The 25,080-nt window shown below is 52.8% G+C and carries 23 protein-coding genes; 13 read left to right on the top strand and 10 right to left on the bottom strand.

What is annotated here, in order from left to right; genetic code table 11:
* Positions 1-235: 235 nt before the first annotated feature.
* Positions 236-1,819, top strand: coding sequence for a UbiD family decarboxylase (locus ACVL1J_RS10840; RefSeq protein ID WP_491665338.1), 1,584 nt, complete (start codon positions 236-238; stop codon positions 1,817-1,819).
* Here the strand turns inward: ACVL1J_RS10840 and ACVL1J_RS10835 are convergent.
* The 5 genes from ACVL1J_RS10835 to ACVL1J_RS10815 form a co-directional block, all read right to left on the bottom strand.
* Positions 1,797-2,207: a hypothetical protein gene (locus ACVL1J_RS10835; protein ID WP_159572913.1), complete on the bottom strand. Its 411-nt coding sequence runs from the start codon at positions 2,205-2,207 to the stop codon at positions 1,797-1,799. The genes ACVL1J_RS10840 and ACVL1J_RS10835 overlap by 23 nt on opposite strands.
* Positions 2,204-2,608, bottom strand: coding sequence for a phage holin family protein (locus ACVL1J_RS10830; RefSeq protein ID WP_341236295.1), 405 nt, complete (start codon positions 2,606-2,608; stop codon positions 2,204-2,206). Before ACVL1J_RS10830 ends, ACVL1J_RS10835 begins: the two co-directional genes overlap by 4 nt.
* A gap of 9 nt (positions 2,609-2,617) precedes the next feature.
* Complete coding sequence (locus tag ACVL1J_RS10825) at positions 2,618-2,917, bottom strand: ElaB/YgaM/YqjD family protein (protein ID WP_138518742.1); 300 nt, start codon at positions 2,915-2,917, stop codon at positions 2,618-2,620.
* 102 nt (positions 2,918-3,019) lie between these two features.
* Positions 3,020-4,471, bottom strand: coding sequence for a D-alanyl-D-alanine carboxypeptidase/D-alanyl-D-alanine endopeptidase (gene dacB, locus ACVL1J_RS10820; protein ID WP_341236296.1), 1,452 nt, complete (start codon positions 4,469-4,471; stop codon positions 3,020-3,022).
* Between the two features lie 75 nt (positions 4,472-4,546).
* Entirely contained in the window at positions 4,547-5,140 is a 594-nt protein-coding gene (locus tag ACVL1J_RS10815) for a hypothetical protein (RefSeq protein WP_341236297.1), read from the bottom strand.
* A gap of 361 nt (positions 5,141-5,501) precedes the next feature.
* Here ACVL1J_RS10815 and ACVL1J_RS10810 point away from each other — a divergent pair, with 361 nt between their 5' ends.
* From ACVL1J_RS10810 to ACVL1J_RS10800, 3 genes are all read left to right on the top strand, one after another.
* Positions 5,502-7,394, top strand: a complete 1,893-nt coding sequence (locus ACVL1J_RS10810; protein WP_491665337.1) for a DEAD/DEAH box helicase — start codon at positions 5,502-5,504, stop codon at positions 7,392-7,394.
* 126 nt (positions 7,395-7,520) lie between these two features.
* Positions 7,521-8,903, top strand: coding sequence for a chloride channel protein (locus tag ACVL1J_RS10805; protein ID WP_341236299.1), 1,383 nt, complete (start codon positions 7,521-7,523; stop codon positions 8,901-8,903).
* Positions 8,900-9,451 (top strand): hypothetical protein, encoded by a 552-nt coding sequence (locus ACVL1J_RS10800; protein ID WP_341236300.1) that lies wholly within the window; start codon positions 8,900-8,902, stop codon positions 9,449-9,451. Before ACVL1J_RS10805 ends, ACVL1J_RS10800 begins: the two co-directional genes overlap by 4 nt.
* On the opposite strand, the gene ACVL1J_RS10795 is transcribed toward ACVL1J_RS10800, so the two are convergent.
* Together ACVL1J_RS10795 and ACVL1J_RS10790 are read right to left on the bottom strand one after the other, a co-directional pair.
* Positions 9,430-10,098 carry a response regulator transcription factor gene (locus tag ACVL1J_RS10795; RefSeq protein WP_236550923.1) on the bottom strand — a complete coding sequence of 223 codons (669 nt, stop codon included), beginning with the start codon at positions 10,096-10,098 and terminating at the stop codon, positions 9,430-9,432. The two genes, ACVL1J_RS10800 and ACVL1J_RS10795, sit on opposite strands and share 22 nt — an antisense overlap.
* A complete protein-coding gene (locus ACVL1J_RS10790; RefSeq protein ID WP_159572898.1) occupies positions 10,085-12,076 on the bottom strand; it encodes a two-component system sensor histidine kinase NtrB in 1,992 nt (663 codons plus the stop codon). Before ACVL1J_RS10790 ends, ACVL1J_RS10795 begins: the two co-directional genes overlap by 14 nt.
* 113 nt (positions 12,077-12,189) lie before the next feature.
* Between ACVL1J_RS10790 and ACVL1J_RS10785 the strand changes: the two genes are divergently transcribed.
* The gene (locus ACVL1J_RS10785; protein ID WP_159572896.1) at positions 12,190-13,215 is read left to right on the top strand and encodes a TRAP transporter substrate-binding protein; all 1,026 of its coding nucleotides are present in this window, start codon (positions 12,190-12,192) and stop codon (positions 13,213-13,215) included.
* Between the two features lie 3 nt (positions 13,216-13,218).
* On the opposite strand, the gene ACVL1J_RS10780 is transcribed toward ACVL1J_RS10785, so the two are convergent.
* A complete protein-coding gene (locus ACVL1J_RS10780; protein WP_159572894.1) occupies positions 13,219-14,076 on the bottom strand; it encodes a peroxiredoxin family protein in 858 nt (285 codons plus the stop codon).
* Between the two features lie 205 nt (positions 14,077-14,281).
* Here ACVL1J_RS10780 and ACVL1J_RS10775 point away from each other — a divergent pair, with 205 nt between their 5' ends.
* A complete protein-coding gene (locus tag ACVL1J_RS10775; RefSeq protein ID WP_159572892.1) occupies positions 14,282-14,572 on the top strand; it encodes a co-chaperone GroES in 291 nt (96 codons plus the stop codon).
* 29 nt (positions 14,573-14,601) lie between these two features.
* Positions 14,602-16,257, top strand: a complete 1,656-nt coding sequence (gene groL / locus ACVL1J_RS10770; RefSeq protein WP_341236301.1) for a chaperonin GroEL — start codon at positions 14,602-14,604, stop codon at positions 16,255-16,257.
* A gap of 69 nt (positions 16,258-16,326) precedes the next feature.
* Here the strand turns inward: groL and ACVL1J_RS10765 are convergent, their stop codons facing one another.
* Positions 16,327-17,994 (bottom strand): methyl-accepting chemotaxis protein, encoded by a 1,668-nt coding sequence (locus ACVL1J_RS10765; protein WP_341236302.1) that lies wholly within the window; start codon positions 17,992-17,994, stop codon positions 16,327-16,329.
* A gap of 253 nt (positions 17,995-18,247) precedes the next feature.
* On the opposite strand from ACVL1J_RS10765, the gene ACVL1J_RS10760 reads away from it, so the two are divergent.
* The 3 genes from ACVL1J_RS10760 (at position 18,248) to ACVL1J_RS10750 (ending at position 21,794) form a co-directional block, all read left to right on the top strand.
* Entirely contained in the window at positions 18,248-18,499 is a 252-nt protein-coding gene (locus ACVL1J_RS10760; protein WP_159572888.1) for a type B 50S ribosomal protein L31, read from the top strand.
* Between the two features lie 76 nt (positions 18,500-18,575).
* Positions 18,576-20,366, top strand: coding sequence for a hypothetical protein (locus ACVL1J_RS10755; protein WP_341236303.1), 1,791 nt, complete (start codon positions 18,576-18,578; stop codon positions 20,364-20,366).
* 9 nt (positions 20,367-20,375) lie between these two features.
* The gene (locus ACVL1J_RS10750) at positions 20,376-21,794 is read left to right on the top strand and encodes an MATE family efflux transporter (RefSeq protein ID WP_341236304.1); all 1,419 of its coding nucleotides are present in this window, start codon (positions 20,376-20,378) and stop codon (positions 21,792-21,794) included.
* Here the strand turns inward: ACVL1J_RS10750 and orn are convergent.
* The gene (gene orn, locus ACVL1J_RS10745; protein ID WP_341236305.1) at positions 21,736-22,368 is read right to left on the bottom strand and encodes an oligoribonuclease; all 633 of its coding nucleotides are present in this window, start codon (positions 22,366-22,368) and stop codon (positions 21,736-21,738) included. The genes ACVL1J_RS10750 and orn overlap by 59 nt on opposite strands.
* A gap of 90 nt (positions 22,369-22,458) precedes the next feature.
* On the opposite strand from orn, the gene ACVL1J_RS10740 reads away from it, so the two are divergent.
* The 3 genes from ACVL1J_RS10740 to rsgA are packed head-to-tail and all read left to right on the top strand — an operon-like array spanning position 22,459 to position 25,077.
* Entirely contained in the window at positions 22,459-23,715 is a 1,257-nt protein-coding gene (locus ACVL1J_RS10740; RefSeq protein WP_341236306.1) for a M48 family metallopeptidase, read from the top strand.
* Complete coding sequence (locus ACVL1J_RS10735) at positions 23,712-24,092, top strand: 4a-hydroxytetrahydrobiopterin dehydratase (protein ID WP_341236307.1); 381 nt, start codon at positions 23,712-23,714, stop codon at positions 24,090-24,092. The genes ACVL1J_RS10740 and ACVL1J_RS10735 overlap by 4 nt, the downstream gene beginning before the upstream one ends.
* Positions 24,085-25,077, top strand: coding sequence for a ribosome small subunit-dependent GTPase A (gene rsgA, locus ACVL1J_RS10730; protein ID WP_159572876.1), 993 nt, complete (start codon positions 24,085-24,087; stop codon positions 25,075-25,077). Before ACVL1J_RS10735 ends, rsgA begins: the two co-directional genes overlap by 8 nt.
* Positions 25,078-25,080: the final 3 nt, after the last annotated feature.

The raw sequence follows: 25,080 nt of genomic DNA, 5'->3' as shown, positions 1-25,080 counted from the left end.
CCAACTGCGTTTGTGTGACTTAGGTGATACCTGTCACAAAGCTGAGCGGATTCTAGGGTCAACCCGGACAGGGGTCAATGCAAAATCTGGTAGAGTCTTTCTACTCAAAACAAGAACATACCCCTAAAACGAGGCCTTATGCGCTTTTGGGGGGCTTGAAAAAGCCCTCTAGGTATGGGTTGTAATTTCTTGTTAACTGTTCCTTCCGGACCACAAACAGGTAGTTTTTTTCACAATGCGATACAAGAACCTTCGAGACTTCATCGATTTACTCTACAAAGAAGGTGAACTTCAACGAGTCCCCGAATCAGTCAGTCCAGTTCTGGAAATGACCCATCTTTGCGACAAGGTATTGCGCGCTGAAGGCCCCGCCTTGTTGTTTGACGCACCGCAAGGCTACAAACACCGTGTATTGGGCAATTTGTTTGGCACACCAAAACGGGTGGCCATGGGCATGGGCGCCAGCAACACCGAAGCACTAAGGGTCATCGGCCGCACCTTGGCCTACCTGAAAGAACCTGAGCCACCCAAGGGAATGCGCGATGCACTGGACAAGTTGCCTTTGGTGAAACAGGTGCTGTCGATGGCCCCCAAAGTGGTCAGTAAAGCACCATGTCAGGAAAACGTTGTCGAGGGCCCAGACGTTGACCTTAACCAGATTCCGATCTGGACATGCTGGCCCGACGATGCTGCCCCCCTGTTGACCTGGGGTTTGGTGGTCACCAAAGGGCCCAATCGCAAGCGGCAGAACCTGGGTATTTACCGACAACAACAAATTGGAAAAAACCGCCTGATCATGCGCTGGCTGGCCCACAGGGGTGGCGCGCTCGATTTCCGCGACCACGCCTTGAAACATCCAGGCCAACCTTTCCCGATTTCAGTGGCCTTGGGCGCCGACCCAGCCACTATCCTCGGCGCGGTCACGCCGGTGCCGGATACGCTCTCTGAATATCAATTTGCCGGTTTGCTGCGGGGTAGCCGAACAGAACTGGTGGCCTGCAAGGGCAATGATCTGCAAGTGCCTGCAGAGGCGGAAATGGTGCTGGAAGGCCATATTTACCCCTACGAACACCCGATTGCCGTGGCCGCACGAAAAGGCAGAACCGATGGCGAGGTGCCGGAAATACGGGAAGGCGTTACCGTGTTGCGCGAGCCGCCACCAGTACCCGAGTACTTGAAGGGTTGGGACTGTGCGCTAGAGGGCCCTTATGGAGACCACACCGGCTATTACAATGAACAAGACTGGTTTCCCGTGTTCACTGTCGACAGGATCACCCTGCGCGACGATGCCATTTACCACAGCACTTACACCGGCAAACCGCCGGATGAGCCCGCTGTGCTTGGCGTGGCACTGAATGAGGTATTTGTACCCATCTTGCAAAAGCAGTTTCCGGAAATTGTGGACTTCTACCTGCCGCCCGAAGGTTGCAGCTACCGCATGGCCGTAATCTCAATGAAAAAGGCCTACGCAGGGCATGCCAAGCGCGTGATGATGGGCGCCTGGAGTTTCTTGCGTCAATTTATGTACACCAAATTTATTGTGGTGGTCGACGACGACGTAAACGCCCGCGACTGGAAAGAAGTGATTTGGGCAATCACCACGCGAATGGACCCGGTGCGGGATACCGTGCTGATTCAAAACACGCCGATTGATTACCTGGACTTTGCAAGCCCGGTGAGTGGACTGGGTGGGAAGATGGGTTTGGATGCCACGAACAAATGGCCGGGTGAAACCACTCGGGAGTGGGGCCGCAGCATTCAGCCCGATCCCAAACTGGATGAACGCGTGCGTGAACTTATGAGTCGTTTGGGTCTGTAGAAGACTCGGCCACTGAACGGGAAGCCCAAGGGCTTCTCGTTTGAAACCAAAACATGCCCGCAGCCAGCGCCACGGCACCCAAACCAGCGCGCAACGCCACTTTGGAAACCGGTTTGCGAAAACGCAGCAAAGCAGTCGAGGCCAACATGCCGAGCAGCGGGTACTTTTTCAGGCCCTCCTGCCAAACCTGGCCTCCGAGGCTGACCACTGGCCCAAGCGCCCGCATATTGCGCTTGCCCAACCAGCCGCCAAACTGGCGAAACATATTGACCCAGGCGAATTCTTTTTTTAACGCATCAACCTGACCGCCAAACTCCATGCGCTCAAGTTGAGCTTTCATCATCAACAATTCTTTGCGCGCTTCCAGAGCATCGAATTTTTTACTCATGACGACTCCCCTGGGGTGTCACCACTGCTCAAACTGTCCAGCACAGCTTGTTTGTCGCGACCCAATTCAGCCAGCGTGGCTTCAAACAAAGGAGGTTGTGCGGCCAAGGTGTCTTTCAGTTGCACGTAAAAATACACGCCCAGCACCAAATAGAAAGCAGCACACCCGGCAATGGCCAGGAATCGGTGCGAATCCCAAGCCAAAGCAATGACAAGCAGGCAAATAAATAAAGAGGCAAACGCTGCTGCCAATGCGGTCAGCAAAGACCAAATCACGGTGCGAACCGTGGCCTGGCGGGCCTGCGCCAACTCGACACCCGCCAATTCAATGCGGGTTTGGGTCATGCCCAACAAGCTGGCGACAACCCGTTTTAGTGCTGCCCTCGCATTTGGATTTAGCACAGCCAACCTTTAACGACGGTTAATGATCAAACCCAATACAAAACCCACCGCGGCGGCAATACCCACGGCTTTCCAGGGGTGATCGTGCACATAGTCATCCGTGGCACGTGCAGCTGCCTTGCCTTTTTCAAGCACAGCCGACTGGGCGTCTTGCATCACTTCCCTGGCTCGGCGAAGGCTGACCAAGGCCTTTTCGCGAAGTTCGACCGCACGCTCGCCCGACGATGAGGCCGCGGCTTTCAACAGATCTTCGGCGTCGCTCAATACGATTTTCATGTCACTAAAGAGTTTGTCTTTGCTGTTGTCCATATGTTGGCCTCGTGCTGTTGGATGAGAATAATGAATCAGTCTAACAAAGGAAAACCCAGATTGGGAAAGGCTTGCGGGCAAGCGCATCATTTTTGCCTTGAATTATTCCGCTCTGTATATAAACTCGAGCAAGCTTTCCATGGGTCCCCAACTGTCGTAGGCCCTTGGGCTTTTCACCAACACCCCAACGGCCCACAACTGCCCCTCGCGGTCTCGCAAGTAACCGCCCAGAGCACGTACGCCGTTCAAGCTTCCGGTTTTCAAGTAAGCAAACCCGTCTATGTTGTTCACACGCCTGTGAAGCGTACCGTCTGCTCCAGCGCGTGGAAAGCTGGCCAGGTAATCAGGAAAATCGGATCGTGCAGCCATGTTTCGCAAAAACTCTGCAAGGCCTTTGGCATCAATCCGGGTACCGCGGGACAAACCTGAGCCGTTCTCGAAAAACCAGTCACTTGAAGAAATCCCCTGCTGCTTCAGCCAGTCCTTCAGTTGTGCATTAAATGCTTCGGGGGTTCCAGCCACTGCCAATTCGAGATGGCGAGCCATCACGTTGCTTGACCATTTGTTGATTTGCTTGATCAAGTCGCCAAGCGGCTTCCCATAATGCGTGTACAAGGCAATGGTGTTAGCCGGGGTGACTCCTTTGATCACTTGCCCGCCTTGTGGCCCGGCAAATTTGCCCCCCAACTGCAACCAGATCTCTTTCACCCACGATTCCCACAGCCAGTCCTGTGCGGGAATGCGAATGGGCAAGCGGGATTGCCCACAGCGGCGTGGGTAGTTGCCCTTCACAGTCACCACTACGTTTCGACCTGCTTTCGAAAAATCCACCGACATGCCGTTCTTCCAGGCACCGCAACCGCCAGCGGTCAAATTGATTTCTGACACGAACGCCCAGTCTTTGGGCGCCTCTTCAGGCAGCACAACCACCGTATTCTCATTGATTTTCAAGTCAATCGACATGGCACCAAAATTCAGCAACAAGGCATCGGGCTGGGCATGGTAAGCACGGTGAGGTGCATCATCAAAGGCGTCGTCTTCGGCAAGACCAAGGCTGGGCATTTGTTCCGTAAATGCGGTGTCGTCCAGCACAACTGGACCGTTGATCACATCAACCCCCTTCGTTCTCAGTTGTCGCAATGAAGCCCACAGGTCTGCACTTAAAAACGCTGGATCACCGCTGCCTTTGATATACAAGGGGCCGTTCAACATGCCATCGACAGGCTCGGAATCTGCATGAAAACCCGTCTTGAATCGATATGTGGATTCAAGCTTTTGCAAAGCAAGGGCTGTTGTAAACACCTTGGCCACAGAAGCGGGATTGACCAACTGACTGGAGCCATGTGCATAAGCCTGCGGCTTTCGATGAACAAAAGGTGAAATTGGTAGGGCGTAAGCCGTGAAGTCGTCCGCCGCAATGCCTTTTTTTACGAAGGCCTGAGTGACATTTGAAGGAAAGGTCCGCACCTGGGGCTCGGCCGCATTTGACCAAGAGGCTTGCGACAAAACCAGATTAAAAAGAATTAAAACTCCGCCAATTTTGCGAACAGACACGCGTGAAATCCTGAAAGTCAATTGTGAACTTTCAGGATATCACCCAAGCCATCTTGTGCCGCGCACAGTGTGCCGTCAGGTGTGTTTCTTCGGATCCTTTTTACGCTCCCAAGGCCTTGCTGGTGATTCAACAGCAGGTGCCTCTTTGGCAGCAGGTATGTCTTCTGGACTTGTTGCCGGGGCTGTTGCTGCGGTCTCTGCCTTGTCTGCCGCAGCCGGCGGAGTCACTGCAGACTCATTCATGGCCGGATTTTCTACACCCTTGGGTAACCAACGTTGCCGCCCTTGGGCCAGAGGTACGACTTCCTGGGGGGTGTCCAAGGCCGCAGACCCGGACTCAACGGGTGTACCAGGTAACACAGGCGAGTCCAATGACGTCTTTTCCTGCCTGAAGGCAGAATTTCGAATTTCAGGTTTTACCACTTCGATTTCATTGGCCAGCATGTAGTCGTTCATGTCACGCCAGCCCTCGAACACACCGGATTGATGCGAACTGGGGTTCAGCGTAAAACAATCCTCCAGCGCGCGGCCTGAATGCCTGCACGCCGCGCCCACCGCTTTGCTGTCCTCCATTGACAACTTGCCTGTCAAGCCTGGTATCTGCGACAGATCGCACGAACTCAGCATGGTCGCAGCGCCCGCCACCATCAATATCTTTAGTTTTCTCATAATCCAGTCCTGATTGACTACCTCTATAGGTGATAACGTCCGGATTCTGGAAAAATTGATAGGCAATTGCGGGGATGTTGGTGTTTTTCTTCTAATTGTGGTTTTACCCACAATCTTTTCTTGTGCATTGCACCCAAACCCAGTAGACTTCGCTCCAGATTGCAAATCAACGGGTCGTTTTACGATTCTCACCATTGGACCGCGTTGGGTTGCCTTTGTTGGCACAAGCTCTTGAAGCTGTGCTTTGCCCATCGCCGCCAGTTCTCTTGCGACCATCCGGAACAACCTAGTTCCCAGCCGCGTCGTCTTATTTCTGTTCGTCGATGAATTTTTAAGTCCACATCGAATTGGAACTTTTATCATGTCTATGTCATTTGATGACATGGGTCTTGCTGCGCCTTTGCTGCAAGCCCTGAATGCTTTAAACATTACTGCCCCTACCCCCGTTCAAGCCGAAGTGGTACCACTCGGCAAAGAAGGCGGCGACCTGATGGTGTCCAGCCAGACAGGTAGCGGCAAAACTTTTGGTTTCCTGCTGCCCGTGATGCACCGCATGATGAGCGGCGAACAAAGCCCCATGGAAATGCTGGCCGGTCCAGAATGCTTGGTGCTGTGCCCAACCCGTGAACTGGCACAACAGGTTAGCCAAGACGCGATCAATCTGGTGAAATTCACCAAGGGCGTTCGTGTAGCAACTGTTGTAGGCGGCATGCCTTATGGCAAGCAAATGGCCAGCCTGCGTGGCGCACGCATCGTTGTCGGCACCCCCGGCCGCTTGCTCGATTTGGCCCAACAGGGCAAATTGGACCTGAGCACAGTAACTACATTAATTGTTGACGAAGCTGATCGCATGCTTGACCTGGGCTTTTCTGAAGACCTGGAAGCAATCGACCACCTGTGTGGCAACCGAATTCAAACATTGATGTTCTCCGCCACCTTTGCCAAGCGCATTATTGGCTTGGCTGAAAACATCATGAACAACCCCAAGCGCATTGAAATGGCGGCTCAGAACGAAGCCAACACCGACATCGCCCAGAAGCTGATGTGGGCCGATAACCGTGGCCACAAACGCAAACTGCTGAACCACTGGCTGGAGCACCCAGACATGGTTCAAGCTGTCGTGTTTACAAGCACACAAATTGACGCAGAAAACCTGGCCCGTGACTTGGCCGACGAAGGCGTTCGTGCCTGCGCCCTGCACGGTGGCATGCCACAGGTGGTTCGTAACCGCCGTTTGGCCAGCGTTCGCAAAGGCGACATCAAGGTATTGGTTGCAACCGACGTTGCTGCCCGTGGCCTGGACGTGCCTGCAATTTCACACGTGATCAACTACGGTATGCCCATGAAGTCGGAAGACTACGTGCACCGTATTGGCCGTACCGGCCGTGCTGGCCGCAGTGGCGTGGCAGTTACCTTGGCCGAAGCCTGCGACATCATCAGTGTTCGCGGCATCGAGCGTTTCATCAACTCACGCATTCCTGAAGAACAGGTCGAAGGCCTGGAGCCACGTGGCAACTTCACACAGGCGCCACGCGGTGGCAAGCCAAGTGGTGGCCGTGGTCGCTCTGGCGGTGGCGGTTACGCTGGCAACAGCGGTGGTCGTTCAGAAGGCCGCAGCTTTGGCGGTGGCGAGCGCAAATCGTACGGCGACAAGCCTGCATTCGGTGAGCGCAAGTCGTATGGTGACAAGCCATCTTATGGCGGTGAACGCAAATCATTCGGCGACAAGCCTGCATTCGGCGAGCGCAAGTCGTACGGCGACAAGCCTGCATTCGGTGAGCGCAAGTCGTACGGCGACAAGCCTGCATTCGGTGAGCGCAAGTCATTTGGTGATCGCAAGCCTTACGAAGCACGCGAAGAGCGCAGCTTTGGTGATCGCAAGCCATTTACCCAAGGTGAAGAGCGCAGCTTCGGCGATCGCAAACCCTTTGGTGACCGCAAGCCTTACGGCGACAAGCCTTCATTTGGTGACCGCAAACCCTTTGGTGAGCGCAAGTCGTTTGGCGACAAGCCTTCATTTGGTGATCGCAAGCCTTCCGGTTTTGGCGGCAACTCGGATGCGCCAAAAAAGTGGAATCGTGACGCAGAGCGCCCAAGCTTCCCCCGTTCTGAAGAACGTGCACGCCCGGCCTTCCGTGCCGAAGGCACTGCACCTTCGGGTCCAAAGCGTGAACACGCCTCGGGCGCCCGCAAAGAACAGGCTGCACGCAACATGGGCGATCGTGGCGGCTTTAGCCGACGTCGCACTGACTAAAAAAGTGGCGTAAAAAGCACCACGGGGGAAACCCCAAGAAAAACCCTCAGCCGAAAGCCTGAGGGTTTTTTGTTTTTATGCGACAATTTGGAGCTTGCTGACCAACAAAACAGGAAGACTCCTACAGTGCGGCCCAATTCCAAAAACAAGTGGCTGGCGCAAAGCGCTCGACTTTCACGCTTTATGGCTGACCGGGGCATGATCGTCTCTGTCATCTACGCCTTTTCCCTGCTGGTTGGTTTTCTCGCAGTGGGGTTTGCCTGGATGTCTGACTTCGCAGGTGAATGGAACAAAGAACTATTCGCCGAGCACATGTGGATCGCGCTGCTGTTGCCACCGGTGGTGTTTCCAATTGCCCTTTGGCTGGTCAACACCGTTTTCTGGGGCTCGGGCGGCAGTGGCATTCCGCAAGCAATCAAAGTCACCAAACACCCAAAACCCAGGCTAGTGGAACGGCTGTTGGGGCCACGCGCTTTTTTGGGCAAATTGCTGATCACGCCTTTCGTGATAGCAGCGGGTGCCGCTGCGGGGCGTGAAGGCCCAACCGTACAAATTGGTGCCGCACTGATGGCTTACGCAGGCCGCTTTCCCAACATTGCCAAGCTGTTCGACACCCGCTCACTGATTATTGCTGGCGGTGCTGCAGGGGTCGCGGCGGCTTTCAATACACCCTTGGGTGGGTTGATGTTTGCCTTTGAAGAATTGGGCCGACGAAAAACAATGCGACACACCTCGGCGCTTTTGATGGCCATTGTGCTTGCAGGTTTGGTGGCATTGATTCTTCAGGGCAACTATTCGTACTTTGGTTATTCAAATGCCACGATCGACTGGGGACAGGAATGGTTCATCATTTTCGTATTGGCGATACTTACAGGCATCGTGGGCGGCCTTTACGGGCGCAGTATGTTGATCCTGGTGTCGAGCACCAGCTATTTGGGTGGTTTGCGCAGTCGTTTCCCCTATCGATTTGCAGCGGGGTGCGGCGTGGTGCTCTCACTCATGGCACTAATTTTTGGTGTTGAAGTTTTTGGTGCGGGTTACGAAGAAACCAAGGCTGCCTTGCAGGACAGTGAAGAGCTTTCCCCCATGTTTTGGCTGACCAAAATGATTGCCACTGTGGTGTCATTTGCCAGTGGCATACCTGGCGGCGTATTCTCACCCACCTTGTCGATCGGTGCAGGATTTGGTCACTTTTTTGCGGGGTTGACCAACAGCGAAACCGCGCCACTGATGTTGCTGGCCATGGTCGGTGTTTTGTCTGCAGTAACCCACTGCCCGATTACTGCTTTTGTAATTGTGCTGGAAATGGTCGACAACCACGATTTGGTCATGCCCCTGATTTTCGTGTCAGCCATTTCAACACAAGTCAGCAAACGAATCTTGCCTGCCTCGATTTACCACCTGCTGGCCAATCAAATCAAGGTCAGCTTTACGCAGCCTGAGCCAGTACCCGAGCCCCCGCACGAGGTTGCTCAGACCGAAGCGACCACTGTTGAACCAAAAAAATGAGCACGCGTTGCGCAGCAAAAGCAGCTCTGCTGGCATGCCTTACAACGGCATTGTTACTCAAACCTGCGCAAGCCTTCGACAACGTTGTTCAACGGCTAAATAACCCGGCTATGCACTGTGGTCACCAACCCACGCTCGATTTGTTCAACGGCCTGGTCAATGCACTTTCTGAATCTCAGAACACCGCGGCTGAATTAACGCTTCGCAGAGAGGATCGACGACTGGAGTTGTTGATTCACTTCGAGCCGGATCAAAGCGGGATTCCCTCAAACTGTTTGGTGAAACTCGAGGCTTTGAATGAAGCCACCAAATCTGGCCGATCGGGTCCCATTTTGATTCGATCCAGCACCCAAACAGAGGGTAGTGCTGAACTTGATCTTGCTGTGGCCAGCCAAAGACTGGATGCGATTCAAAACTACTTCAGGGGCCACCGGCTTGCCCGCAAGGCATTTGTGCTGGAGTTACACCCAGACACCTCAAGCCCGTTGTTTGGGGATGCTGTCAGCTTGCCCAATATGGTGGAAATTTATTCCAGCCCGGCCAATTGATCAAAGCCGAGGCGATCGCTAAGGCGGCTAAGCAGGGTCGCCAACTCGGCGGCTGAACGTACCTTGAGTTTGTCAAACACATTGGCACGATGCACTTCCACAGTGCGCATTGAAATATCAAGCTCGGAGGCAATCACCTTGTTTAATTTGCCTTTGGCCACCAAAAACATGACCTCTCGCTCGCGGGGCGACAATCGGTCAATTCGTTCAGACCATTGCTTCAGCACTTCCAGGTTCACCAAATATTCACCTGACTTTTGCAGTGCCTGTTTAACCCGTTCAATCAAACGCTGATCGGTGGTTGGTTTTTCGTAAAAATCGAATGCACCATTTTTAACTGCTTCTACGGCAGTGGATATGTCGCCATGCCCCGTCAAGAAAATCACTGGCAAACGGTCCAGGCTGTAACCACTGCGCTTTAGCCACTCAAACACTTCAAGACCCGACATATCGGGCATGCGCAAGTCAAGCAATAGGCAAAGCTCGGCCTCGCTGGTGATGTATTCATCCAGTCGGGACTTGAAACTCTCGAAATTGGCAAAACCCTGCATGGGCAGGTCCACGGTTTCGAACATCCATTTCATGCCTTCGCGCAAATCGTCATCATCATCGAGCAGCAACACCTGCACTTTTTTAGTTGGCTCCAACTGACTGCTCCCCTTCCATGGATTCTTTGACTGCCATTGGCAAGTCCATTGTAAAACAGGTACCACCTGTGGGCACGGCATCGGCTTTCAGGCGCCCGCCATGCGACTCAGCGACCGAGCGGCAAAGGCTAAGGCCCAGGCCCAAGCCGTCTGGCTTTGTCGACACCAAAGCCTCAAACATTTTCTCGGTGTTGTTCAAACTCAAACCCGGGCCGTCGTCACGCACTGAAAACTCAAAGGAATATTCCAACTGGCGAGCACGTATCCACACATTGCGAATACGTTGTGACGCAGTGAAAGCTTCTGATGCGTTTTTAACCAGATTGACCAAGGCTTGCTCCACCATGATTCGGTCGATATACAACACGAAATCGGGTGTGACAATGTCAAAATGCAAACGCACCTGGTGCAGCACAGCGGTGGAATTCACCATGAACTGAATGGAATCAATCAGGTCCGACACGCGCACATTTTCACGGGTGGGTTTGCGTTTGCGAACCAGGTTTTGAACCGAACCAACGACTCGGCCCGCACGCTGCGCCTGATCGCGCAACTTCTCAAACAACTGGCCGTACATTTCCAGGCTGGCACCACGTTGGCTTAAATTCATCCCGGCCTGTGCATACGACACCATGGTAGCCAAGGGTTGGTTCAATTCATGCGCAATATTGGAGGCCACCTCGCCCACCAGCGCAAATCGTGAAGCCGCCTGCAATTTCTCGCGTTGCTCGGCAATTAGCGACTCCGAACGCTTGCGATCGGTAATGTCGATCACTGAACTCATCCAGCCGGTGTGCGCACCACGGCCGTCTTTCAAAGGCGCTTCCACAATGAGCACATCAATGAACTTGCCATTTTGATGCTGGTACGTTGTTTCGAACCCCTCTGGAGGGGCATTGCCTGAAATCACATTGGCGACCAAACGCTTGTATTCCTCAGTGCTCTTGCTGGGCCAATACGGCAGGGGCTGCGGAATTCCAATTAACTCTTCGGGCTTGTAACCCACCATATTGCAAAACGCCGGGTTCACGTAACGAATAAAACCTTGCAAGTCCCACACACGCAAACCCACCGCCATGGAGTCTTGCATGGACTGGCGAAACAGTTTTTCCTCTTCAAGACGAGCCTCAATCTCGAGACGACGACGAGAATCGCGCCACAACATGATGAAACTCAACAACAGCAGCAGGAGTAAAAATGCCAACGCGCCGGTAATGCCGTAGTTGAACAATCGGGGGCCTTCTTGAATGCTGTTGACCCTGAGTTGAAACTGCAGCCCTCCGAGTTCCAGTGAGGTCGTGTGCATGTAAACACCAGCGCCCGGACTGGCCTTGACCAGGCGCGACAAAATGGCCCCGCTGGCATCGAGCAGTTCGACCTGATTGTCTTGAGCAAACCACCAGGGCAACTCCTTTTCCAGCATCAAATCCAGATCGATCAAGCCAGCGGTAACGGCCTCGCCGCGTTGGGCCACACTCACATTGGCCACATAGTGGCGCCCCTGAAACAGAAAGGGTCCAACCAACCCGTCCAGGCGGGACTCGTAGCGTTGATTGACCTGCGCTGAGATCAGATTGCGAACCGCTTCAAGATCATATTCATCAAAGTTGTCTTCCAGATTCACAATCGGTGTCAACTCGGGCCCACGAAACACCGCCACCAGCTCGCCAGAGCTGCGGCTAAGCTGATTCAGGCTTGCCGAAAGACGTGCCGATGGATAAATGAGAGAGTCATTGGTCAGCGCTTGCAGGGAGTTGATCAGGCCACCCACCTGAAACTGAATGTTCTGGCGGGCCCAAAGTGCATCGGCAATCAGTTTTGCCTGGTTTTGATCACGCTCGTCCTGTTGGGCGTAGTAAACTGCGGCCACCATCAACGCCATTAAAAGTGAAAAAACAAGCACGGGCATGCCAAACCTCATGGCTTGACGGCGCTTGATCTTCTTTAAATTGGGCTCGTAAGGGGCGAACAGTTGCATGGCTGGATAGTGCCACGAAATGGCAAAAAGATTTCAAGGGATGTGGAAACCCACAATGGTGAGGACTGCCCTACTCTGGAATTTTCAATGAATACCTACACACAAGCCGCAATATGAAATATTTGTCAGCTCTTGGACTTCTACTCGGACTTCACGGTGTTGCCTTGGCACCCGCCAGTGCGGCGCCCCCTATTTTTATCAAGTTCAGCCATGTCGTCGATGAAAACACACCCAAGGGGATTGCGGCACTGGAATTCAAGAGGCTTGCTGAAGAACGCACTCGCGGACGAGTAAAGGTAGAGGTTTACCCAAATTCTTCACTGTACAAGGACCGAGAAGAGCTCGAGGCTCTTCAGTTGGGTGCGGTGCAAATGCTGGCGCCTTCACTGGCCAAATTTGGGCAATTGGGCATGCGTGATTTCGAGGTATTTGACCTGCCATACATTTTCCCGAACCGCCAGGTTCTTAAAACCGTAACCCAAGGCGACATTGGACGACAGCTTCTGGCCCAGCTTGAAGACCGCGGAATTTTGGGGCTCGCGTACTGGGACAACGGTTTTAAGGTGATGAGTGCAAATACACCACTGCGCCTGCCAGAGGATTTGAAAGGCAAACGAATGCGCATTCAACCGTCCCGAGTGCTGGAGGCCCAAATGGAAGCGCTGGGCGCTACACCCATTCCGCTGGCGTTTTCAGATGTGCACACCGCACTGGAAACGGGTTTGGTAGATGGCACTGAAAACCCGCCTTCCAATCTTTATTCGAAGAAAATGCATGAAGTTCAGAAATACGTTGCCGTAACCAACCACGGCTACCTGGGCTATGCCGTGATTGTGAACCGCAAATTCTGGAATAGCTTGCCTGCAGACATACGCACCACACTGGAAAAATGCATGGTCGATGCCACACGCAAAAACGATGACGAGGCGGAAAAACTCAATACCCAGGCTTTGAACAAAGTAAAGGAATCGAAGAACACCAAAGTTACAATTCTGAGCAGCGCTGAAATCGAGTTGTGGCGCAAGGCACTTGAACCTGTTCACCGTCGCATGGAAAGCCGAATCAGCAAAGAGTTGATCAGCAGCATTCGCAAGGCTGCTGCTGAACAAGCTGCCGCGACACCCAGCGGCTCACGTTAAGAATCAGGACTCGGCGCCAACCAGCTTTTGGCGTGCCACTTCCAGAAATTGCTCGGGCTCGGGCCGAACCCGGTAATTTGAAGTTTGGTCTGAATACACAATTCGACCGTGTTTGTTGATGATCAACACCGTGGGCAGTACCGTGTCTTCGCCATGTCCCAGCCAATTCATGCCAAACGGCACACCGTTTTCATGCATCAACTTCAGTTTCTTGCTGGCCTTGAATTCGGTATCAACAAAAAATTTCATGGGTACTTTAAAGCGCTTGGCCAGTTCCTGGGTTTTCGATTCGGGCTGCGGGCTGATCAAGGCGACTTTCACACCCAAGCGATCAAGCTCAATATAGCGCCCGGCCACTTCGCCAATTTGTGTCATGCACAAGGGGCACCAGTTACCTCGGTAGAACATGAGAAGCCAGGCCGAGCCTTTGAATTGCTCACTCGAAAAACTCTCCCCCTCCAATGTTTGAAGCTGAAACACAGGTAATTTTTCACCTTCTTTTAGCTCTGCATTGCTACGCTCGCCCAAATTGGAATACCAGAAAATATAGGCAATGCTGCCAAAGAAAATCAGATTTCCAATCACAAGTGGCCACGGATCGGATTCCATTGCAGGATCGGTAAGCACCAACGCAATGCCCATCAAATTGCTGGCCATAAGGAAATGGAGGTTGCGGGACGTACGCGCCCTGCGTCTCATGAACATCCACACGAACAAATAAAAATTGGGTAAGGCCAATACAAAGACACCGATCCAGCCGGGGCCCAGTGGGCTATGCCAACTCATGGTGGCCACGTGCAGCAAACTGAGGTTGATCAGGATGAGAAACAGGACAATAAAAACTGACTTGGCTTTGTTCATTCTTTGGGATGCAAGGTTAAATCGACCTCTAGTGTAAACAAAAGTGACTGACACCCCGCTTGCAGGCAACTTTTTTTCACCCCTCCCCTTGAAATACCTTCCCCCCGCCCCTATTATTAGCACTCGATGACGTTGAGTGCTAACAACACATCCGTCAGTTTCTCTAAGCAATTCTTTTTAAAAGACAAATTTAGGAGTGGTATCCATGAACATTCGTCCGTTGCATGATCGCGTGATCGTGAAGCGTCTCGAGAGCGAGCGCACTACAGCCTCTGGCATCGTGATTCCAGAAGCAGCCGCCGAGAAGCCAGATCAAGGTGAAGTGATTGCAGTAGGCCCAGGCAAGCGCGACGACAGCGGCAAGCTGATCGCGATGGATGTGCAAGTAGGCCAGCGCGTTCTGTTCGGCAAATACGCCGGTCAAGCCATCAAGGTAGATGGCAAGGAAGTGCTGGTTATGCGCGAAGAAGACATCATGGGCGTGATTGAAGCCTAATTACACTGAATTCAAGAGGAAGATTAATCATGGCAGCTAAAGAAGTATTTTTCGGCGATGACGCACGCAGCCGTATGGTGCGTGGCGTAAACATATTGGCCAACGCAGTGAAAGTAACCCTAGGCCCACGTGGCCGCAACGTGGTACTTGAGCGTTCATTCGGCTCCCCCACCATCACCAAAGACGGTGTTTCCGTGGCCAAAGAAATCGAACTGAAAGACAAGTTCGAAAACATGGGCGCACAAATGGTGAAAGAAGTTGCTTCACGCACTTCCGACAACGCTGGTGACGGTACAACAACCGCCACGGTTCTGGCACAAGCCATTGTTAAAGAAGGCATGAAGTTCGTGACCGCCGGCATGAACCCAATGGACTTGAAGCGCGGTATCGACAAGGCAGTAACTGCCGCAATCGTTGAATTGCGCGCCTTGTCCAAGCCCTGCGCAACGACCAAGGCAATTGCTCAGGTTGGCTCCATTTCTGCCAACAGCGACGAATCCATCGGCAACATCATTGCCGAAGCCATGGAAAAAGTAGGCAAGGAAGGCGTCATTACCGTTGAAGACGGCAAGAGCCTGGACAACGAACTGGACGTGGTTGAAGGCATGCAGTTCGACCGCGGTTACCTGAGCCCCTACTTCATCAACAACCAGGAAAAGCAGGTTGTTGCACTGGACAACCCATTCGTGCTGTTGCACGACAAGAAAATCAGCAACATCCGTGACTTGCTGCCCACATTGGAACAAGTGGCCAAAGCTGGTCGCCCACTGTTGATTATTGCTGAAGACATCGAAGGCGAAGCCTTGGCAACTTTGGTTGTTAACAACATTCGCGGCATTTTGAAAACTTGTGCAGTGAAGGCACCTGGCTTTGGCGACCGCCGCAAAGCCATGCTGGAAGACATCGCCATTTTGACTGGCGGCGTTGTAATTGCTGAAGAAACCGGCATGAGCCTGGAAACTGTAACCCTGGAACACCTGGGCCAGGCCAAGCGCATTGAAGTGGGCAAAGAAAACACCATCATTATCGACGGTGCTGGCGAAGGCGCAAACATCGAAGCGCGCGTGAAGCAGATTCGCGGCCAAATCGAAGAGTCTTCTTCTGACTACGACCGTGAAAAACTGCAAGAACGTGTGGCCAAGTTGGCCGGCGGTGTTGCGGTAATCAAGGTTGGCGCAGCCACTGAAGTTGAAATGAAAGAAAAGAAAGCACGCGTTGAAGACGCCCTGCACGCAACACGCGCAGCGGTGGAAGAAGGCATTGTGCCAGGCGGCGGTGTGGCATTGCTGCGCGCTCGTGCGAAGATTGAAGGCTTGAAGGGTTCAAACCCAGACCAGGACGCAGGCATCAAGATTGTTCTGCGCGCCATGGAAGAGCCACTGCGCATGATCGTGACCAACGCAGGTGAGGAATCATCTGTTGTGGCCAACAACGTGATGGGCGGCGAAGGCAACTACGGTTACAACGCAGCCACTGGCGAGTACGGCGACATGGTTGACATGGGTGTTTTGGATCCAACCAAGGTTACCCGCACTGCATTGCAAAACGCAGCGTCAATTGCTTCGTTGATGTTGACCACCGATTGCATGGTTGCTGATGCAGCGGATGACAAGCCTTCAGCACCTGACATGGGTGGCATGGGCGGAATGGGTGGTATGGGCGGCATGGGCGGCATGGGCATGTAATTGCTACTACCGAGCATTACTTGCTTGCAAACAAAACGCCAGTCCAGAACAAGTCGGACTGGCGTTTTTTTATGCCACCTTGAATTTCTCGCACTGTGCGTTCAACTGTGAAAACGCGCCGGTCAGGTCAAGCAGTGATTTTCGAATTTCGCCAACACAATTGGCATTTTCTTCGGACATGGCTGCGTATTTCTCAATCTGAATTGACAACTGGCTGGAAGCCGAACGCTGTTCGGACAAGGAATTGGTTACCTCAGAGGCCAACACCTTCACATCACCAGCTCGTTGCTTGATAGCGCCCATCAAATCCCGGGTTTGATTCATTCGACTCAAACTTGAACTCACTTTGACTGCCCAACCGGTCATTTCCGTCACCACATTCTGAGTACCCTTCTGAATGGTACCCACCATTTGCTCAATTTCAGAGGTGGACTGCGTGGTGCGCTCTGCCAGCCGCCTGACCTCGTCAGCCACCACGGCAAATCCGCGGCCTTGCTCGCCAGCGCGCGCTGCTTCAATGGCCGCATTCAACGCAAGCAAATTGGTTTGCTCAGCAATTTCCTCAATTACCGAAATAATCTGGCTGATTTGGTCAGATTGAGCACCCAATTCATGCACGGTGTTGCTCAATTTTTCTGCGCCTTGGGCAGTTTGCTCAACATCGCTTGATGTGCTCACCACAAGCGCCAAGCCTGATTCGGACTCTGAGCTAGAGCCTTCTGCGGCCAATTTGGTTTGCTCTGCCACATCAAACAACTGCACAATGTTGGCCGACATTTCTTCAATGCCTGCTGCCATTACTGCACTGGAATTGGATTGCTCAACTGCTGAATCATCCACCACGGAAAGCTGCTGACGAATGGTATTAAGGCTGGTTTCCGCCGCTGCCGTTCGCTCTCGAATATCCCGAACCAGTTCCATCAAACTCAAACGCATTTTCTCAAAGGCCGCGACCACGCTGCTCGATTCGTATTTCAAGTTAGCCATGTCACTGCACTGCAAATCGCCAGAGGCGATTTTGCGGGCTTGCTCGGCCAAAAAATCCGGTTCGACACCCAAACTTCTTTTTACTGAACGGGCATAAAGCATCAAACTGCCACAGAGGAATATCAATGTGGCTAGCATGCCGCCGTACAGGGTATACAGGAGACTGTTTGTTTCGGAATGAATTTGAGTAGTCAATGCTTTAATTGCCGCCGCTTGAGCCTGCAAGCCTTGCTCTTCGATGGTCAAACCGGCCTTCACCACAGGTCGATCAATTCCATTAACCATTTTGTCGAGGTCGCGATACTGAAAAGGCACAGAAGGATCGTAAACCTGCAAGGCCTTTCCATATGCAGTGGCAGCTGATGAAAAATCTGCTTTCCAAGCCTGAATTTGTTTGACACGTTCGGCATTGTTAAGCACCACCGGCACTTCGAGCAACTCCGCAACGGTTTGATCAAACTGCTGAACAAATTTATTGAATTCTTTCTTGTATTTGTCGGCTGCCCCCTCGCCTTCGCCACGCAACAGCACATTTTTAAATGATGACGCCATTTTTGTGGTGTGGTGGTTGGCCTGCGCTATCAAACGGCTTACCTTGTTTTCCTGAACGATATCCGCGGTACCTCGAGTTTCAAGTTCCACCAGGCTATTCATTTGAGTGGTCACCCAAATCAGGCAAACAACGATGATTGCCGACACTACAGCGCAAATGCCCAGGGCTTTCTGAACCAATGTAATTTCTTTTTTCATGATAGTGGAATCTAGATGGAGATTGAGATGCACCATTTTGGAGCGATAACGCACCAAAATTGCCCCCTAAGCAAGTGACGAACTCCAACAGGTGAACAACACCCGACCTGAGTGGTTGTGTCAAATATCTACTTGACCAGCTTGCTACGTAAATCTATAATCATCGGTTACCTAATTAACCAGCAAGTGATTTGGCTTTGTCGATTGGCATTTTGACCAATTAACCGCCAGGTTGGCTGCAACGGAGAAACTCATGAAAGATGGCATTCACCCAAATTATCGCGAAGTGTTGTTCGTGGACATGTCCAACGGCTTCAAATTCATTTGCCGCTCAACAGCGCCTAGCCGCGAGTCAGGCGAGCACGAAGGCAAGGAATATCCTTTGATCAAGCTGGACGTGAGCTCTGAATCTCACCCCTTCTACACTGGCGCACAAAACACAATCGTGGATACCGCTGGTCGCGTTGAGAAATTCCGTCGTCGCTTCGATCGCTTCAAGAAGTAATTTTTCGCGCAAGTGATCATACAAAGGCAGCTCAGGCAAACTGGCTGCCTTTTGTTTTTCCGGACACAATAAGAATATGGTCATCACCGCAGCCAACAACACCCGTTTGTCGCGCAGGCTCCTCTGGGGCTTGATTTTGCTCTATGTCCTGCCAGGGCTTTTTGCGCGCACCCCCTGGAAACCCGACGACGCAGCCGGCTTCGGGCAAAGCTTTACCCTGTCCCAATTGCCTTTCTCGGAATGGGCACTTTCACAAATTGGCGATCGCCTTTATGTCGAAGGGGGGCTGTTGTCCGCATGGCTATCGGGGGTGTTCGGAAAAATCGCATTGTGGATCAACCTTCCATACAACTGGCTCGACGATGCCATGCGACTGGGCAATGTGTTCTGGATGATTCTGGCTGGCTGGGCCATCTGGAATACCACCTACCGTCTCGCCAAGCGTGTTGAATTGCAACCTGAAGACCCCCTTGGCACAGCCCCCACCCGCGTTGATTATGCCCGCGCGGTGGCGGATGCGTCGGTGCTCTGCTTTTTGGGCACACTGGGCCTGCTGGTTCGATCGCATATGCAAGTGCCGGAAATAGCCGAGCTGGCTGGCATTTCAATCATGTTGCTGGGCGCTGTGCGTTCGCTCGACCGCCCAATTGGCGCGGGCTGGATGCTGGGTGCAGGCATCGCCATTGCCTTTTTTGCGCGGGGCTGGGCACACTGCTTGCCATTCTTGCTCCTGCTGCTTGTCAGCTCGACAACTCACAGTTTTCTGCGTTTTGGATTGCTTCGGCGCATGACCAGGGCAGCCGCCGTGTTCGCGGTGCCTTTCGCAATCTGGTTTTTCTGGTTGATGAGTCAGAAAAACGGCGAGTTGTGGTGGAACGCCTGGAATGAATGGAATGTACGCAGGTTCCTGATTCTGGACCCGAGCCAATCGTTTGACTTACCCAAACTGGTGGTCACCCTGAAAACCCTGACCTGGTTTTTATGGCCAATTTTGCCCATGGCGTGCTGGACCATTTGGCGCTACCGAAAGGCGTTGAGCGAACCCTCAATTCGCATTCCTTTGGCCGGCGCAGTGGCTGGTGTCGTGGTTTTGTTGATCACCAATCCTGCAGACGAAGCCAACTATTTCCCATTGCTGGCACCCCTTTCGGTGCTGGCAGCAATCGGGCTTTCAACCATGAAACGGGGCTTGATCAGCCTGATCGACTGGTTTGCAGTGCTGTGGTTCACCTTCGCAGCTGTGTTGGTTTGGCTGGGCTGGACTGCTGCCACGTTCGGATTCCCGGCAAAAATAGCCGCCAACTTCGAAAAGTTATCCCCTGGTTATGTGCCCGATGTCATCGGTCTTGAACTGGCGCTGGCTTTTTTGGCCAGCATTGCCTGGGTTCGGCTAATCATTTGGCGCACCGCCTCAGGAAGCCGTGCCCTATGGCGCCCCATGGTATTGACCACTGGTGGCGTTATTTTGCTGTGGCTGCTCATGATGACGCTCTGGATCCCCAGAATTGACTATGCAAAAAGCTTCAAGGTGCTGGGCGAGGAAATCACCTACGCCGTAGAGAACCACCAGGCAGCCGCTGGCAGGGAGTGTGTGGGTGACTACAATCTGGGCTATGCACAGCGAGCTACACTTCAGTACCATGCCAACGTCGATTTCATTCGCAAGGGGCAATTCAAGGAAGCTGCGGAATGCGAGTACTTGCTTGTACAAGACGACACCCGCCAAAGCCTGAAGATCAAGGTGGATTTTGAGTCCAAGGCATCAGAGCAGTGGGAGTTGATCTGGACCGGCAACCGAAACTCGGACCGTCACGAGTTCTTCTTCCTTTACGCGCGAACCCACCAGGCAACAAGCAACGGTCGTTAAAGGTTTGGCATGGCCAGTCATGTTGTTTTATTCGCCCAAAACCGGCCACGCAGAGCGCTGCTGAACCAGGCCTTGCCCATTTTACTGGGGCAACTGGCCGTGATGGGCAATGGTCTTGTCGACACCCTGATGGCCGGGCAAGCTGGACCCGACGTGCTGGCGGCCATGGCAGTGGGGTCGTCTATTTACATCAGCCTTTATGTGGGTTTGATGGGCGTCATTATTGGCCTGACTCCCATCTGTTCTGCTCACTTCGGCGCCGGAGACTACCGCAAAGTGGGAGAGGACGCTGTGCAAGGTGTGTGGCTTGCACTCACCATGAGCAGCATTGGCATGGCCGTGTTGCTCAATCCTGACCCAATATTCCAGCTCACCAACACGCCCTTAGACATTGCCAAGGACACCCGTGGCTACCTGCTTGGCATTGCCTGGGGCTTGCCCGCAGCCTTGGTGTTTCGCGTGTTTTATGCGCTGAACCAGTCTATTTCACGCCCACAAATTGTGGTGGCACTGCAAGTGCTCATGCTGTTGCTGAAAATCCCTCTGAACATTTGGTTCATGCAGGGTGGGTGGGGCCTACCGGCCATGGGTGCAGCCGGATTTGGCTGGGCCACAGCGGCAACCATGTGGCTGGTGCTTGGTATTTCAGCCTTCATTTGGCTGTTCGACAAGCATTACAGGGAATTCAAATCCATTCGAAGCTTGAAGCCTGACTGGCATCGACTTGGGCAGATTCTTCGGCTTGGCTTGCCAATTGGTGGTTCTTATCTGATTGAGGTCAGCTCATTCACGGTGATTGCACTGCTGGTGTCACGCTTTGATGTTTATCAATTGGGCGGCCATCAAATTGTGTCCAATATGGTGGCAATGGCTTACATGGTGTGTTTGTCCTTGGGCAATGCCACCACGGTTCTGGCCTCGCAGCAAATTGGCGCGGGGCATAACCGGTACGCCGGTGTCATCGTGAAGCGAGGCATTGAGACAGCCATGCTGGTCGCAACCTTTGTGTGCCTGGGTTTGTATGTATTCGATCGGGAATTGATTTCGTTTTACACCAAAGACACAAAAACCATTGAAGTTGCACTGGGCTTGATGCCGTGGGTGATTGCCTACCACTTCATTGATGCTGCTCAAACGCTCTGCTCATTCTCCCTGCGTGCCTACCGGGTATCGGCTCGCCCCATGTTGATTTACCTGATCAGCCTGTGGTTTGTGGGCATTGGCGGAGGAATGTGGCTGGGCGTTTGGCAACAAAACCCCTTAAAGTCGCAGGGTTTCTGGATTGCCAGCGCCGGGGGCTTGTTGCTGGCAAGTGTCTGCTTGGCACTGTTACTGGCCCATGTGATGCGCCAGCGCAATGCCCTTGATATCAGGCCGCAGGCGTTGCCGGAGTTGCCGTGTCCGCCTTCGACTCTGGCGCCACAATAAAATGTTCCCGGTAAAAGCGAAGTTCATCAATTGATTCGTGAATATCGGCTAAGGCAGTGTGTTTGGTCTTCTTCACAAATTTTCGGGCTGTTGTGGGGTTCCAGCGCTTGCACAATTCTTTTAGTGTGCTGACATCCAGATTTCGATAGTGAAAATACGCTTCCAGCTTTGGCATGTACTTGGCCATGAAGCGACGATCCTGGCAAATACTGTTGCCGCACATGGGACTTTTATTTGGGCCAATGTACTTGACCAAAAACTCAATCAACAATTCCTCGGCCTGGGCTTCATCGATAGTGGATTCTTTCACGCGCGCAGTCAGGCCGCTCTTGCCGTGGGTACTTGTGTTCCAGGCATCCATACCCGCCAGGATTTCATCGGCTTGGTGAATGGCCAGCACAGGCCCCTCTTCCAACACATTCAATTCACTGTCGGTCACCACCACCGCGACTTCTATGATTTTGTCGTTAAACGGGTCTAGCCCGGTCATTTCCATATCAACCCACACCAGTCGATTGTCGTCGCGGGGAATCTTGGTTTCAACGGGGGTGGAACTTGGCGTGGCTTGTGACATAATTTGCTTGAGCTTTGAGTTTGAATCTTAAGAGAACGGTATTGTCTCACAGGCATTGAAGCGCAAATTAATCAAGGGTGGTAGCAAGAAATGGTTTTTACTGAAGTCTTTGTTCTGACTGTGGTTTTAAGTGTGGCACTTCGCCTGTACCTGGCCAGTCGCCAGGTGAGGCACATCGCCATGAACCGCGCGCAAGTGCCAGCCGAATTCAGTGAACAGATCAGCTTGCAAGACCACCAAAAGGCTGCGGACTACTCTGTTGCCAAAACCCGCTTGGGCATGGTCAACGTGCTGATTGAGGCCACCATTTTGATGGGCTTCACCCTGTTGGGCGGTCTGGAATGGATTCAAAGTTTCACGAGCACCACCGCAGAGGGTATTTTGGCGGGTTTGTTGCTGATTGCCGTAGTGGGTTTGATTGGCAGCGTACTCGACTTGCCCCTGTCGTATTACAAACAGTTTGTGCTTGAAGAACGTTTTGGCTTTAACCGCATGAAAAAGGGCTTGTTCATTGGCGACTGGCTAAAAGGCCTGTTGGTGGGCGCGCTAATTGGCGGCCCGCTGGTGTTCGCTGTGCTCTACCTGATGCGCGAAGCTGGCCAGCAGTGGTGGGTTTACGCCTGGGCTTTGTGGTTTGGTTTCAGCCTGCTGTTGATGTGGCTGTTCCCCACCGTGATAGCCCCCATTTTCAACAAGTTCACGCCACTTGAGGACGGCGCAACGCGCCAGCGGATCATTGACCTGCTACAGCGTTGCGGATTTGATTCAAACGGCCTGTTTGTGATGGACGGCAGCAAACGCTCCAGCCACGGCAATGCCTACTTCAGCGGCATGGGCAAAGCCAAACGAATCGTGTTTTTCGACACCCTGCTTTCCCGCCTGAACGACGATCAAATTGAAGCCGTGTTGGCGCATGAACTTGGCCACTTCAAGAAAAAACACATCGTGAAGCATTTGGCTTTTTCAGGCATTGGCAGCCTTGTCATGTTCTATGTACTTGGCGTGCTGGCCAATACACCGTGGTTTTATTCTGAATTGGGCGTGAATCCCGATTTGGCCAATGGCGCGCAAGCCATGGCCTTGGTGTTGTTCATGATGGTATTACCCTACTTTACTTTCCCGATTCGCCCAGTGATGTCTTGGCTTAGCCGCAAACATGAATTTGAGGCGGATGCCTATGCAGCCCAACAAAGCGCACCCCAGCACTTGGTGAGTGCCTTGGTAAAGCTGTATCAAGACAATGCGTCTACGCTAACACCGGATCCACTTCATTCGGCGTTTTACGACAGCCACCCGCCGGCGTCCATTCGAATTAGCCGTTTGAACAGTTTGCAGGTTGCCCAATGAGCGCGCCCAAACCGGTTCGCTCACCAGAAGACTGGCTGCATGTGCGCTGCCAACATTTGGGCGAGGGCCACGCGTGGAATGCTGACGAGATTGAGGCACAACTGGATGAGTTTGAATACTGGTCGGTTGAGTTTGATGCGAAGGGTGAGTTGGCCCGCACACTGTGGCGACAATATGCATTTGCCAATTTCGAAGGTGTGAAGCTGGCAGTGCATGCGATTACCCATTTGGCCGACGATGAAGATCACCACCCCGAAGTGACCTTCAGCTACAACCGCGTAAAAGTGCAGTGGAGCACCCACAGTGCCAACGGCATTACTGACAACGATTGGATTTGTGCCGCCAAACTTGATGATGCGCTGAAACACATTGGCTAACTCATCCCTTAACAAAGTGCGCCCCACTTACAAGGGCAAACAAACCGGTAATCACGGAAAAAACTCAGGCAATCCCGATTTGCTGAATGCCTTGGTGGTGGCCAGCTATGGACGGCATTTTCTGGCGCGCGATGAAAGCGGCACCATTTGGCAGGTGTATGGCAAGGGTAAGCGGCGAGAGGTGGCCGTGGGTGATGAAATTATTATTTTGCCCAGTGGCGACATGCAAGCCTGGGTTGAAGACATTCAACCCCGCAAAAACCTGGTTTACCGATCGGACGCCCTGAAGAGCAAAATGTTTGCAGCCAACCTGGACGGTGTGCTGTTGATGCTGGCCATTAGCCCGCCCTACTCGCCCGAGTTATTGGGCCGTACGCTGACGGCCTGCAAACATGCAGACGTGCCACTCACCATTCTGTTCAACAAAGTGGACATTCTGGAAGGCGACACTGAAACGCTGAATGCAGTTGACCAGGAGTTGTTTGAAATCACCTTGGGTGAAGTACCAACCCACTACATCAGCGTCACCGAACGGCCTGCCGAAACTGAGGCGCTATTGCAGCCCTTACTGGAAGGAAAACGCACGCTGATTTTGGGGCAGTCGGGCATGGGTAAATCAACATTGATCAACTTGCTGATACCGAACGCATTGGCTGCAACCAACGAAATTTCAATGGCCTTGAATGCAGGCAAGCACACCACCACCCACACCCAAATGCATTTCGGTGAACAGGCCCTGGAGTTGATTGATTCGCCAGGATTTCAGGCATTTGGATTACACCACCTGAGCGAGTCGGACTTGCTGAATGCGTTCAGCGATATTCGTGAGGAAGGCAACAAATGCCGCTTTGCAAATTGCCAACACAAACGCGAACCCGATTGTGCCGTGAAAAACGGGCTGGAAGATGGCACTTTAAGCCCCGCACGGTATGAGCTATACCAAATGCTGAAAGCGGAACTGGAAGAAGCCAGTCACAATTATTGAAAC

The sequence above is a fragment of the Limnobacter sp. G6BE5S genome, from assembly GCF_058448965.1.
This window is presented reverse-complemented; position numbering and strand designations above follow the sequence as displayed.